The sequence below is a fragment of the Actinoplanes sp. NPDC051513 genome (genome assembly GCF_044454685.1).
GTDB lineage: Bacteria > Actinomycetota > Actinomycetes > Mycobacteriales > Micromonosporaceae > Actinoplanes.
The window spans coordinates 14,695-26,795 of sequence record NZ_JBITDW010000008.1 but is presented as its reverse complement, the minus strand read 5'-3'; the positions used below and the strand labels follow the sequence as shown (position 1 = coordinate 26,795).

At 71.9% G+C, this 12,101-nt stretch carries 12 protein-coding genes; 5 read left to right on the top strand and 7 right to left on the bottom strand.

Annotation, left to right across the window (positions count from 1 at the left end; translation table 11 throughout):
- Positions 1-20 precede the first annotated feature (20 nt).
- Positions 21-560 carry a GNAT family N-acetyltransferase gene (locus ACIA5D_RS25435; RefSeq protein ID WP_396032668.1) on the bottom strand — a complete coding sequence of 180 codons (540 nt, stop codon included), beginning with the start codon at positions 558-560 and terminating at the stop codon, positions 21-23.
- Between the two features lie 56 nt (positions 561-616).
- Between ACIA5D_RS25435 and ACIA5D_RS25430 the strand changes: the two genes are divergently transcribed.
- Complete coding sequence (locus ACIA5D_RS25430) at positions 617-1,351, top strand: class I SAM-dependent DNA methyltransferase (RefSeq protein WP_396032667.1); 735 nt, start codon at positions 617-619, stop codon at positions 1,349-1,351.
- Here the strand turns inward: ACIA5D_RS25430 and ACIA5D_RS25425 are convergent.
- Entirely contained in the window at positions 1,305-1,910 is a 606-nt protein-coding gene (locus ACIA5D_RS25425) for a TetR/AcrR family transcriptional regulator (protein ID WP_396032666.1), read from the bottom strand. The genes ACIA5D_RS25430 and ACIA5D_RS25425 overlap by 47 nt on opposite strands.
- A gap of 66 nt (positions 1,911-1,976) precedes the next feature.
- Between ACIA5D_RS25425 and ACIA5D_RS25420 the strand changes: the two genes are divergently transcribed.
- Positions 1,977-2,678, top strand: coding sequence for an SDR family oxidoreductase (locus ACIA5D_RS25420; protein ID WP_396032664.1), 702 nt, complete (start codon positions 1,977-1,979; stop codon positions 2,676-2,678).
- A 7-nt stretch (positions 2,679-2,685) separates the two neighbouring features.
- Here the strand turns inward: ACIA5D_RS25420 and ACIA5D_RS25415 are convergent, their stop codons facing one another.
- From ACIA5D_RS25415 to ACIA5D_RS25400, 4 genes are all read right to left on the bottom strand, one after another.
- Positions 2,686-3,519: an RNA polymerase subunit sigma-70 gene (locus ACIA5D_RS25415; protein WP_396032663.1), complete on the bottom strand. Its 834-nt coding sequence runs from the start codon at positions 3,517-3,519 to the stop codon at positions 2,686-2,688.
- Positions 3,520-3,601: 82 nt separating this feature from the next.
- Positions 3,602-4,102 carry a DUF664 domain-containing protein gene (locus tag ACIA5D_RS25410; RefSeq protein ID WP_396032662.1) on the bottom strand — a complete coding sequence of 167 codons (501 nt, stop codon included), beginning with the start codon at positions 4,100-4,102 and terminating at the stop codon, positions 3,602-3,604.
- A gap of 45 nt (positions 4,103-4,147) precedes the next feature.
- The gene (locus ACIA5D_RS25405) at positions 4,148-4,927 is read right to left on the bottom strand and encodes a hypothetical protein (protein ID WP_396032661.1); all 780 of its coding nucleotides are present in this window, start codon (positions 4,925-4,927) and stop codon (positions 4,148-4,150) included.
- Positions 4,928-4,957: 30 nt separating this feature from the next.
- Positions 4,958-6,292 (bottom strand): nitrate/nitrite transporter, encoded by a 1,335-nt coding sequence (locus ACIA5D_RS25400; RefSeq protein WP_396032660.1) that lies wholly within the window; start codon positions 6,290-6,292, stop codon positions 4,958-4,960.
- Positions 6,293-6,468: 176 nt separating this feature from the next.
- Here ACIA5D_RS25400 and ACIA5D_RS25395 point away from each other — a divergent pair, with 176 nt between their 5' ends.
- The 3 genes from ACIA5D_RS25395 to ACIA5D_RS25385 all read left to right on the top strand — a co-directional run bounded on the left by ACIA5D_RS25395 (position 6,469) and on the right by ACIA5D_RS25385 (position 10,951).
- Positions 6,469-7,326, top strand: coding sequence for a class I SAM-dependent methyltransferase (locus ACIA5D_RS25395; protein ID WP_396032659.1), 858 nt, complete (start codon positions 6,469-6,471; stop codon positions 7,324-7,326).
- Positions 7,323-8,117 (top strand): alpha/beta fold hydrolase, encoded by a 795-nt coding sequence (locus ACIA5D_RS25390; RefSeq protein ID WP_396032658.1) that lies wholly within the window; start codon positions 7,323-7,325, stop codon positions 8,115-8,117. Before ACIA5D_RS25395 ends, ACIA5D_RS25390 begins: the two co-directional genes overlap by 4 nt.
- Before the next feature lie 254 nt (positions 8,118-8,371).
- On the top strand, positions 8,372-10,951 hold the full coding sequence (locus ACIA5D_RS25385) for a glycosyl hydrolase (protein ID WP_396032656.1): 2,580 nt from the start codon (positions 8,372-8,374) through the stop codon (positions 10,949-10,951).
- Here the strand turns inward: ACIA5D_RS25385 and ACIA5D_RS25380 are convergent, their stop codons facing one another.
- Positions 10,952-12,019: an NAD-dependent epimerase/dehydratase family protein gene (locus ACIA5D_RS25380; RefSeq protein WP_396032655.1), complete on the bottom strand. Its 1,068-nt coding sequence runs from the start codon at positions 12,017-12,019 to the stop codon at positions 10,952-10,954.
- Positions 12,020-12,101 lie beyond the last annotated feature (82 nt).

Genomic DNA, 12,101 nt, shown 5'->3' with positions numbered 1-12,101 from the left:
GCGGTTCGCCTGAGGCTGACCTACGGCCGCCACTCCCCGGCCAGCAGGGCGTACGTGTAGCCGTCGATCCAGCCCAGCTCGTCGTGCCACGAGTCGCCGACGCCGTGCTGCTCGCGGCGCATGCCGAGCTTCTCGAGGATCCGCACCGAGGCGAGGTTGTCCGCGTAGCAGCCGGCGGTGATCCTGCGCACGCCCAGCCGGTCGAAGGCGTACGCCATCATCGCCGTGGCCGCCTCGGTCGCGTAGCCGTGGCCGCCGTGGGCCGGGTCGAAGATGTAACCGATCTCCGCCTCCGTCCGCGATGGCATGCCGGGCTGGCCCATGCCGTCGCGTACTTCGAGCATGACGGTTCCGATCAGCAGGCCGTCGAGGGTCACCCCGACGCTGTGGTCGTCCGGGTCGGTCGCCGCGAGCCGCCACCGTTCCCGGAGGGACGCGGCGTCGACCTCCGTGCGTAGCAGCCAGCGTTTGACGTCCGGCTGGTTGCGGTACTCCAGAATCCGGTCGACGTCCTCATCCCGTACCGGGCGGAGGACGAGCCGCTCCGTGCGCATCTCCATGCGGTAGGACGTTAATCGCTCGACAACGCCGACGCGGAGCGGAGATCGTAGGCGGCGTGCGACAGGACCAGATCTGGGACGCCGAGGCCGCCCGGCGCTACGACACGCCCGGCACCGGCATGTTCGCCCCCGACGTGCTCGGCCCGACGGTCGACAAGCTGGCCGCCCTGGCCGGCGACGGCGCGGCGCTGGAATTCGCCGTCGGCACCGGCCGCGTGGCGATCCCGCTGCGCGAGCGCGGCGTCCCGGTCACCGGCATCGAGCTCTCCCAGCCGATGATCGACCAGCTGCGCACCAAGGACGCCGACCTCCCGGTCATCGTGGGCGACATGGCGACGGCCGAGGCGCCGGGCAGATTCACGCTGGCCTACCTGGTCTTCAACACCATCGCCAACCTGCTCACCCAGCGGGAACAGGTCGAGTGCTTCCGCAACGCCGCCCGTCATCTCGACCCCGGCGGCCACTTCGTGATCGAGCTCTGGGTGCCCGAGCTGCGCAAGCTTCCACTCGGCGCCCCGGCCACGGTGTTCTCCAGCGAGCCCGGCTACCTGGGCGTCGACACCTACGACACGGTGAACCAGCGGGTGGTGTCGCACCACTTCACCTTCGACCCCGACTACCGCCGCGAGGCCCGGGTCAGCCGCACCCCGCACCGCTACATCTGGCCGGCCGAGCTCGACCTCATGGCCGAGCTCGCCGGGTTCGAGCTGGAGTCCCGCCACGCCGACTGGTCGGGCGCGCCCTTCACGGCCGACTCCCGCTCCCACGTCTCGGTGTACCGAGCAGGCTGACCAGTTCGTCGACCAGCGAGTCGTCCACGGGCTCGCGGGTCGCGAGCACGCGGTACCAGATCACCCCGAAGACGATGTCGGCGACGGTGCCGGCTCGCGGGACCGGTGGCAGGTCACCGCGGGTCGAGGCCCGATCGACGAGTACGCCGAGAGCATCGCGCCGCCGCTGCAGAAACCCGGCCCGGAACCGCTCGCCGAAGGCGGGATTGATCTGCGCCTCCGCCATGAGGGCCCGCAACACCTCGATGACCTGCGGCTTGCGCCCGAGCGCGAACGACGCCGCGAGAAAGGCCCGCAGGTCGGCCGCGTAGCTGCCCTCATCCGTACTGCGCTCATCCACGAGGGGTATGTGCAGGTCGGCCTTGGTCGCGAGCGCCTCGAGCAGCACGTCGGCCTTGGACGGCCACCACCGGTAGATCGTCTGTTTCCCGGTGCCGGACCGCGTCGCGATCCCCTCGATGCTCAGCGCCGCATAGCCGACCTCGCCCATCAGCTCGGCCGCGGCGGTCAGGATCGCCCGCCGGCTGTCCTCGCTTCGTTTACGTCCTGCCGGTGTCACGGCGACCATGCTAGCGTAAAAACGAACCGAGACGGACCGGTTCGAAATAGTTTCCGAGGAGTCATCATGATCGAGCACACTGCCCTCGTCGTCGGGGGCACCTCCGGCATCGGCCTGGCCACCGCCCGCCTGCTCCAGCAGCGCGGCGCCACCGTGCACGTGGTCGGCCGCACCGAGCGCAAGCTCGACCCCGAGCTGATCCCGCACTGGGCCGACGGCGGCGACCCCGCCCAGATCGCCGCGGTGGTCGCCAAGGCCGGCCCGATCGACTGGCTGGTCGTGTCGCTCAGCGGCGGCGAGGGCGCCGGCCCGATCGCCGGCCTCGACGTGGCCACCCTGCGCCGCGCTTTCGACGCGAAGTTCTGGGCCCACCTGACCACCGTGCGCGCCGCCCTGCCGCATCTCACCCCGACCGGCTCGATCACCCTGATCGGCGCCATCTCGGCCCGCGCCGCGATGCCCGGCACGGCCGGCCTGGCCGCGATCAACGGCGCGGTGGAGGCGCTGGTCAAGCCGCTCGCCGCCGAACTGGCGCCGATCCGCGTCAACGGTGTCTCGCCCGGCCTGGTCGACACGCCGTGGTGGAGCGGCTTCCCGGCGGAGGCCCGCGCGGCCTACTTCGCGCAGATGGCCGAGCGCCTCCCCACCCGGCGGGTGGCCACGGCCGAGGACGTGGCCGAGGTGGTCGCCCTGGCCGCCACCAACCCCAACCTCACCGCCACGGTGATCGAGGCCGACGGCGGCGCCCGCCTAGCCGCTCTGGTCTAGGGTCGGTCTAGGGTCCCAGCGGGAACAGCGTGATCGTCAGGATTCCGCTGGGCGTCGGGGTCAGGACCGCTGTTCCGTACGCGTCACCGCGCCACCACGCGGTGGCCGCCGGCTGACCGTTCACGACCGTGGGGGCCATCCGCCAGTCCCCGGGGGCGCCCATCGACGGCGCCGCGAAGGCCAGGCAGGTGTCCCGCCCCGACGCCCAGGTCGCCGAGCCGGCCTGCTCGATCGACGCGTCCTCGCGCAACAGGTCGCGGAACGCGACGGGATCGGCCGCCGCCCAAGCGGCCATGTAGCGGTCGAGCAGGTCGCGAGCGCGCGGGTCGGCCGGCTCGAGCACGTCATCGCGCCGGGGCGCCACCTCGCCGAGCCGGTGCCGGGCCCGCTGGAGCGCGCTCTTCACGGCCGGCACCGACAGCTCGAGGATCTCCCCGGTCTCGGCCGCCGAGAACGCGAGCACCTCGCGCAGCAGCAGCACGGCCCGCTGGCGCGGCGGCAGGTACTGCAGCCCGGCGACGAAGGCGAGCCGCACGGTCTCCAGGTCGGTGACCGAGTCGGCCGGGTCGGCCGCGAACGGCCCGATCCACCCCTCGGCGCCCAGGCTGCCGGACGGCAGGGCCCGCCGCCCGCGCCCGTCCAGCGCGGTCAGGCAGGCGTTGGTGACGATGCGGTAGAGCCAGGTCCGCACCGACGACCGCTGCCCGAACCCGGCCCAGCCGCGGGCGGCCCGCAGGTACGACTCCTGCACCACGTCCTCGGCCTCGTCCCAGGCGCCGAGCATCCGGTACGCGTGCGAGAGCAGCCCCCGCCGCTCCCGTACGAAAACGTCCGTGTCCACAAGTTGAGCATTCATGCCCGTGCAGACCAGGGACAGCCCCCGAAGGAATCGGTGCCAGTCTGGTCGATCCTGCTGAGCGGCGTCAGAGCAGGCCGCGGACGTACGCCGCCTGGCCCGCGTGCTGTGCGTCGTCGTCCGCGACGCTGACCAGCCGCACGCCGAGCGTCACCGGCGGATCCCAGGCGGTGTCCGCGACCCGGTCGAGATCGTCGTCGGTCAGACCGGCGACGAAGGAGAGCGTGCGCTCGTGCACGGCGCGGTAGTAGTCCTCGAGGACCTGTGTGCTCTCCGGGGCGACGACCGTGACCTGCCTCGGCGAGTGGCCGTAGCCGGTGTCCGACGGGTCGGCCTTGAGCCCGAAGCGCGGGGCCCAGTCGCCGGTGACGTAGATCTGTTCCTCGCCGATCAGGTCGGCCACGTGGTCGTCCTGCACCCGGGTGAGGTGCCAGACCAGCCAGCCGATCGAGTTGGCGCCGGGGGCGGGCGCCCAGCGCAGCTGTTCGGGGGAAAGGCCGTGCACCGCGCCGTGCACGAGGTCGGGAATGCGCCCGAAGGCTTCGGTCAGGATGTCCTTGGCGTCCATGCTGTCTACTCCGTCCCGGTTGTCTCGGGTTCTGAGTATCCGCGCCTACGGCCCTTCGGGCCCGTTGTTGCCCGGCGCGTCACTCCCGGCCGGGGGAGCGATGTCCGCGCCGCCGCCCCCGCTACCGGAGTCGGAGCCGCTTCCGGCGCCGGAGTCGGTCCCGCCGGTCTCGGTGTTCCCGGTCGGGTCCGGGGTGGCCGGTGCGGTGGTCGGGCTGTCGGTCGGCGTGCCGGTCGGTTGCTGGGTTTCCTGCTCGGTCGGAGTCGCCTGCTCCGACGGCGCTTCGCTCGGCGTCTCGCCGGAGTCCGATGACGATGCGGGCGCCGGCTTTTCAGATTTGCCGGACTTGCCGCTGTCGTCGCCGAAGATGCTGGAGACCGTCGAGCGATCCCCGGCCCCGCCCCGGGTCGCATCCGCGATCGACCGCCCCGAGATCAGCTCGGCCGCCGTCAGCGTGCCCATCGCCAGCACGAACAGCGCGCCGGCCACGATCGCGACCCGCTTCCAGCGGATCGTCCCCGGCCGCGACGCGTTCATCGCGGGCAGCGCGACCGTCGTGTCGGCCGCCGCCACCGGGGGCGTGCCCACCGCGGCCGGCGCCGCCGTGAACGTCCCTTGCAGCTTCTTCGCGCCCTTGTGGATCGAGCGCTGGTACACCTCGGTGCCGACGGATCCGATCAGGCTCGCGACCGCGGCCCCGGCGAGCGTCCCCGCGACGCCGAGATACGACCCGATCACGGCCGCCGAAAGCGCGGCCAGCAAGCCGGCAATGGTTTTCGGAATGTCGATGCCGGACCAGACCCGGTCCGGTGCGTGCTCAGTCATGTCCTCCTCTACTCCTGCTCCGTGTTTGCGTCAGCTCTTCGCCTTAGCCGTTCGGTCGGCCGCTAAACCCCGTCGCTCTGCCAGCACCTCGCGCAGCGGCCGCACCACGATGCCCTCGGCGGCCAGGTGCCGCCGGGCCAGCCTGCGGTTTCGCAAGATCGCGACGAGCCCGATCGCGAAGATGAGATATTGCACGCTCATGGCGATCTTGAAGTCGTCGATGCCGTAGTCGTTGTGGCCCCCGGTCCGGGCGTCCAGGATCAGCCCGATCAACTCGATGGTCACCAGCGACGCGACGAACCCGCCGACGTTGACGACGCCGGTCGCGGTGCCCAGCCGGCTGGGCGGGTTGAACGTCCGCGCGTAGTCGAACCCGATCATCGAGCCGGGCCCGCCGGTGCCGAGCGCCAGCACGAGCACCACCAGCACGGGCAGCGGCGCGCGTCCCGGCCAGGCCAGCACCAGCGTCCAGGCGCCCGCGTTCACCGCGATGATCCCGAGCACCAGCCACGACCGGCGCAGCGGGTGCCGCTGCACCAGGACCCCGATCACCGGTCCGGCCGCCATGCCGACCAGCACGAACACGGTGAGCAGCGTGCTCGCGGTCTGCCGGTCGAGGCCCTCGCCGGCGACGAGGAACGGGAAGCCCCACATCAGCGCGAACACCGTGCCGGTGAACTGGGTCGTGAAGTGCGACCAGAGGCCGAGCCGGGTGCCCGGGTGCCGCCACGCGCCGGTCAGGTCGGCGCCGAGCTGCCGCAGCGTGATCGGCGCGCCGCTGGAGACCTTCCGCTCGGGCGTGTCCCGCAGCGCGACCAGCGCCACGATCGCGACGAAGACCCCGGCCCCGGCGGCGCCGACGAACGCGGTGGTCCAGCCGGGCCCGGCCAGCAATGCCGCCAGCGGTACGGCCGAGAGCACCTGCCCGGCCTGCCCGACGAGCCCGGTCAGCTGGGTCACGATCGGCACGCGCCGGGCCGGGAACCAGAGCGGGACCAGCCGTAGCACGCTGATGAACGTCATCGCGTCGCCCGCGCCCACCAGCACCCGGGCGATCACCGCGCCCTCGACGCCGTGCGCGGTGGCCATCAGACCCTGCCCGGCCGCCATGATCAGCGCGCCCGAGACCACCAGCCGCAGCGAGCCGAAGCGGTCCAGGAGCAGCCCCACCGGCACCTGCAGGCCGGCGTAGACGAGAAGCTGGAGCACCGCGAACGAGGCAAGGGCGCCGGCGCCGACCTGGAAACGGTCCTGCGCGTCCAGCCCGGCGACGCCGAGCGACGTGCGGTGCAGGACGGCGACGATGTAGGCGGCGAGGCCGACGGCCCATACCGCCCAGGCCCGTCGGCCGGGTCGCAGGGGCATGGCTCGCCTTCCGTTCGCTACTTACACGTTTCGCTACTTACACGTACGGCGACAACCCTTCCCCGTGGCCCCGGCCGCGACAATGCATCGCGGCCAAGACCACACGTGCCGCCTGTCACTCGGTGCCCCGCGGGTCCGCTGTGCGCCTGCTGGAAGACGGGGGTAACGTGCTGCGGGTGGTGACCGAGCGTGCCGCCAGTCGTACCGCTGTGATCGTCTGCCAGGGCCGGGCGGTGGCCAACGGCCGCCTGGCGCCCGACCGCTTCGCGGACCCGACGGCGATGCCGTTGCTCCGGGCGGAAGAACAGGCCCAGGTCCATCTGGTACGCCGTGAGCAGCCCACGAGCGGAGCGTCCGCCCGCCTCGCGTACGAGATGATCCGCGCCTCCGGCGACATCATGGTCCCGCGCACGGTCGCCATCGACGACGCCGTCCTCGCGGCGAGCGCCCCGCAGATCGTCATCCTCGGCGCGGGCCTGGACGGCCGGGCGTGGCGCCTGCCGCTGCCCGACGCCACCTTCTTCGAGGTCGACCATCCCGCCTCCCAGAAAGACAAGCAGGACCGCGCGGAAAGCCTCGACGGCAACCCGCCGGTGTACGTCCCCGTCGATTTCGCCCGCGACGTGCTCACCGACGCGCTGGAGTCGGCCGGCCACCGTGCGAATGTCCCCACGGTCTGGGTCTGGGAGGGCGTGGTTCCCTACCTGACCCGCCCCGAGGTGACCGCGACGGTCGCGGCGATGGCGGTCCGCTCGGCCTCCGGCAGCCGCCTGATCGTCAACTACCAGGCCCCGTCCCTGCTGAACGACATGATCCGCAAGTCGATGTCGGCCGTGTTCCGCAAGTCGGGCCCGTGGGCCGGCGAGCCGTGGCGCTCGGCCTGGTCCCCGGCCGCGATGTCCCGCCTGCTGGCCACGCACGGCTTCGCCGTCCGCGACGACAACGACCTGCTCACCATCGCGACCACCTTGGGCGTACGCCTGAGCCAGCGCTCCAGCCTCAAGAACAGCCGCGTCGCGGTCGCCGCGCGTTGACTCTCCCGCCGGCCCACGAGCTCACCCGCGGCGACGGCCGCGTGCTGCGCTACTGCCTGTACGGCCCGGACGACGGGTTCCCGGTGATCTGGCACGGCGGGTCGCCGAGCAGCCGCTGGAAATGGCCACACCTCATCGAGGCGATGGAACGCAGCAAGCTGCGCCATCTCGTGTATGACCCGCCCGGCTACGGCGGCTCGACCCGGCTGCCCGGCCGTACGGTCGCCGACGCGGCCGACGACGCGCGGGTCCTGGCCGACGCGCACGGCTGGCAGCGGTTCGGCGTCTTCGGCGGCTCGGGCGGCGGCCCGCACGCGCTCGCCTGCGCCGCGCTGCTGGCCGACCGGGTCACGCGCTGCGCGGTGCTCTCCGGCATCAAGCCGGCCGACCGGCCCCGCGACGAGCCCGAGGTCCGCTCCTCGCTGGCCGGCGTCGCGGCCGACGTCCTCGCCCGGATCGAGGCCGGCGGCCCCGAAGCGCCCTCCCGGCCGGGGCGGGCGGCCCGCGACGATCCGGACGCCATGGCGCGGATCCGGGCGACCTTCGTCGACGGCCGGGACGGCTGGGTCGACGACTTCCTCGCCTTCGCCCGTCCGTGGGGCTTCACACCCGGGGAGATCGTGGCGCCGGTCGGCATCTGGCGGGGAACCCGGGACGCCAACGTCTCCGCCGACCACGCCGACTGGCTGCTCGCGCACCTCCCGACCGCGCACGGACACGTCTACGACGGGGAACACCTCCCCGGCCCGGCCGTGTACAGCGAGATCTACGACTGGCTGCGCGCCGGCTGAGCCACCGAGACCAGCGCCTTTCCCTGGCAGGGCCCCAGACGTGCGGGAGCTCGTCGATACCTACAGATCGTAGGTATCGGTCGCCTCGCGAGCGGTCGCGCGGCATCGGTGATATTCGCTGCTTCGTGCCGGTTTATATGCAGGGTTTTCCCTACGGTTCCTCGTCGAGCCTTGTCGCCCGTGGCGGGTCGTGACGAGGATGCGCGGGCGCTCCCGGTCATCAGGACGTAGCGCACCGTAGCGAAGGAGGGGCAATGAGGCCTCGTCTCGTCGCCGTGGCCGCCACGGCGATCGCGTTGGTTGTGTCGCCGGCCGCCGCGTCGGCGTCCGCGCCCGGGGATTCCGGTCGTCCCATGCCCTACCGGCACCTCGAGGCCCTCGCGGCCGAGCGCGCCTCGCACGTCAGCGCGCTGAAGGCGGACGACGACGAGGGCGAGGATCCGGACGAGATCGCCGAGCAGGCCCAGCAGTGGGCGGAGGCCCGTTCCGCCCCGGGCATCGTCGCGCCCGGCGCGTACTCGGCGGCCTGGGCCCAGCAGCAGAGCCTGCCGCACTCGCCCGGGCGCTGGACGTCGCTCACCGATCTGCCGTACAACTCCGACGACCCGCGCTACCGCGACATCGACAGCAACTCCTCCGGCGGCGCCGGCTTGGTGACCGGACGGGTCACCGGGCTGGCGGCCGACAACGACGGGTACGTGTACGCCGGCGCGGCCAACGGCGGGGTGTGGCGTTCCTCCCGCGGCGGCGGCCGCTGGCAGCCGATCTCCGACCGCCTGCCCTCACCGTCCACGGGCGACCTGCGGCTCGATCCGCGCGGCCGGCTCTGGTACGCGACCGGCGAAGCCAACACCAGCGCCACCTCGTTCGTCGGCACCGGCGTGTACGTGCTCGCCCATCCCCGCGGCGGCGTCTTCTCCCCGGGCGACCGGGTCGGCGGCGCCGAGCTGGAGAGCACGATCATCCGCAAGCTGCGGTTCATCGGCGACACGGTGTGGGCGGCCACCAACCACGGCGCGTACACGCACTCGCTGACCGACCTGCGTGGACCGTGGAAATTGGTCTTCGCGCCGAACCCGGACTTCCTGCCCGGCGGGCTGAGCGCGGCCGACCCGAACGCTCCGTACAAGAACATCGTCAACGACTTCGCCGCGGAGAAGGGCCGCGTGATCATCGCGGCCGGGTGGCGCAGTGGCGACACGTACAACGGCTTCTATGCGCTGAACGCGGGGAGCTGGCAGCGGACCACGCTCGCCGGACTCCCGTCCACCGCCGGCGACGTCGGCCTGGTGACCTTCGCGGCGGCGGCCGACGGGTCCCGCTACTACGCGATCGAGCAGTCGCCGACGCAGCTGGCCACCAATCCGGACAGCGCGCTGCAGGGCATCTACGTCTCCCGCTCGGGTTCGCCGTTCGGGCCGTGGACGCTCGGCGCCGACTACCGGGAGCTGGCCGACTCCGGCTCGGCGCTGACCGATCCGGGCTACATGCCGGGCATTCAGGCCTGGTACAACCAGTTCCTGCAGGTGGACCCGGCGAACCGTGACCACGTGTGGGCGGGCCTCGAGGAGGTCTTCGAGTCGACCGACGGCGGCGCCAGCTGGACGACGCCGGGGCCGTACTGGAACTTCGGCTTCCCGTGCTGGAGCATCGACCCGTCGAAGCAGACCGGCGACTGCCACCAGACCGTGCACCCCGACCAGCACTCGGTGGCGGTGGGCCGCGACCACGGCCAGCCCTATCTGGTGGTCGGCGACGACGGCGGCACGTACCGCCGGCCGGTCCGCGGGCGCGCCGACGCCGACGGGCACGCCACCGACTGGACCTCGCTCAACGACGGCACCATGGACGTTCTGCAATACTACTCGGTCGACGCCGGGCGGGACCGGCACGGCCTCGCGGTCTCCGGTGGCCTCCAGGACAACGGTCAGTCGATCGTGCGGCCCGGCGACCGGACGATGGGCTCCAACTTCGGTGGCGACGGCGGCGACACCATCGTCGACCCGGCCAACGGGTGCAACATCGCCGAGGAGTACGTCTACCTCGACATCTGGGTGACCAACAACTGCGCGGTCAACGACGGCGCATGGGTGTCGGATCCGGCCCTCGCCACCAGCTACGAGGTGGCGCCGCCGGACGCCGAGATCGGCGCGGCGCGGTTCATCGCCCCGATCGGCCAGGATCCCGCCGACAGCCGCATCTGGGTCGCCGGCGGCCAGCACGTCTGGCTCAACACGGCCGGCTACGCGATCCGCGACGGCGACCAGTGGGTCAACCTTGCCGACCTGGGTGACGGTCACGTGGCCACGGCGGTGGCTACCGCCGGCGGCCTCGTCTACGCCGGTTGGTGCGGCCCCTGCAACAACCAGGGCTTCACCCGCGGCATCGCGGTCGGCCGCACCGACGGGACCGGCTGGCGCCAGCTCACGCTGCCGGTCGACGGCACGCTGCCGAACCGGTACGTCTCCGGCTTCGACGTCGACCGGGCCGACCCGCGGCGCGTGCTGGTCGCGATCAACGGGTTCTCCCGGAAGTGGACCGAGGGGCCCGGCGCGGGCGTCGGCCACCTCTTCGAGTCCCGCGACGCCGGCCAGCACTGGGCGGACATTTCCGGCAACCTGCCCGACGTCCCGGCCAACTCGGTGAAACTGTTGCGTGGCGGCGCCATCGCGCTCGGCACCGACACCGGCGTCTTCTACCGCCCGGCGCACGTGACGAAGTGGTCGGTCCTCGGCCGGGGCCTGCCGACCACCACGACGCTTCAGCTCAAGATCGACCCCGCGGGCCGGCTGCTGGCCGCCACCCACGGGCGCGGTCTGTGGGCGATCGGATAGCTACTTCCACACGTCCTGGTTCGCCTCGTACATCTCGCGGAGGATCGCCGGCACGTCGTACGTGAGCTTCCACTCGGGGTAGTGCTGCTCGAAGCGCGCCGTGCTGGAGATCCACCACTGGTGGTCGCCGACGCGGTTCTCCTCGACGTAGTCGGTGCGTGCCTCGAGGCCGGTGATCTCGGAGGCGATCTGGAACGCCTCGATATGGCTGCAGTTGGAGAAGCGGCCGCCGCCCATGTTGTAGACCTCGGCGACCCGCGGGGCCCGGTGGAACGCCTCGAACGCCGACACCAGGTCGTGCGAGTGGATGGCGTCGCGGACCATTTTCCCCTTGTAGCCGTAGATGTGGTACACGCGCTGCTCCATCACACAGCGCATCACGTACGCGAGGAAGCCGTGCAGCTCGGCGGCCGAGTGACCCGGACCGGTCAGCGTGCCGCCGCGGAACACCGCGGTGGGCAGGTCGAAGTAGCGGCCGTATTCCTGGACCATGACGTCGGCAGCGACCTTGCTGGCGCCGAAGACCGAGTGCAGGCACTGGTCGATAGACATCGTCTCGTCGATGCCTCCGAACCATTTGTGGTCCGAAGGCAGCTCGTAGCGGGTGTCGCCCTCGAGCAGCGGCAGCGAGTTGGGCAGGTCGCCGTACACCTTGTTGGTCGAGGTGAAGATGAACGGGGCCGACGGGCAATGCTGCCGGACCGCCTCGAGCATGTTGAGCGTGCCGACCGCGTTCACGTCGAAGTCGGTGAACGGCTCGCGGGCCGCCCAGTCGTGCGACGGCTGCGCGGCGCAGTGGATGACCAGGCCCACGTTCTTGCCGAGCGACGCGAACAGCTTGAGCAGGCCGTCGCGGTCGCGGATGTCGAGGTCGTGGTGGGTGTAGCGCTCCCCGACCTCCTTCGTCAGACGGTCCAGGTTCCACTTGGTGGACCCGTCCTTGCCGAAGAAATAGCCGCGCATGTCGTTGTCGATGCCGACGACGTCCATGCCGAGGGCGGCGAAGTGCCGGACCGACTCGGAGCCGATCAGGCCGGCCGAACCGGTGACGACGACCACACTGCTCATCAAGACCTCCGCGTAAATCGGAACGGCCCGAGGTTACAGGGTGTGCGCATGGCCGCGGGCTGGCGGGCGCTGTGTCGCCGCG

Coding starts and splice junctions, on each gene's coding strand:
- ACIA5D_RS25435 (WP_396032668.1), bottom strand. CDS start 560: ATGGAGATGCGCACGGAGCGGCTCGTCCTCCGCCCGGTACGGGATGAG.
- ACIA5D_RS25380 (WP_396032655.1), bottom strand. CDS start 12,019: ATGAGCAGTGTGGTCGTCGTCACCGGTTCGGCCGGCCTGATCGGCTCC.
- ACIA5D_RS25405 (WP_396032661.1), bottom strand. CDS start 4,927: ATGACTGAGCACGCACCGGACCGGGTCTGGTCCGGCATCGACATTCCG.
- ACIA5D_RS25400 (WP_396032660.1), bottom strand. CDS start 6,292: ATGCCCCTGCGACCCGGCCGACGGGCCTGGGCGGTATGGGCCGTCGGC.
- ACIA5D_RS25385 (WP_396032656.1), top strand. CDS start 8,372: ATGAGGCCTCGTCTCGTCGCCGTGGCCGCCACGGCGATCGCGTTGGTT.
- ACIA5D_RS25410 (WP_396032662.1), bottom strand. CDS start 4,102: ATGGACGCCAAGGACATCCTGACCGAAGCCTTCGGGCGCATTCCCGAC.
- ACIA5D_RS25420 (WP_396032664.1), top strand. CDS start 1,977: ATGATCGAGCACACTGCCCTCGTCGTCGGGGGCACCTCCGGCATCGGC.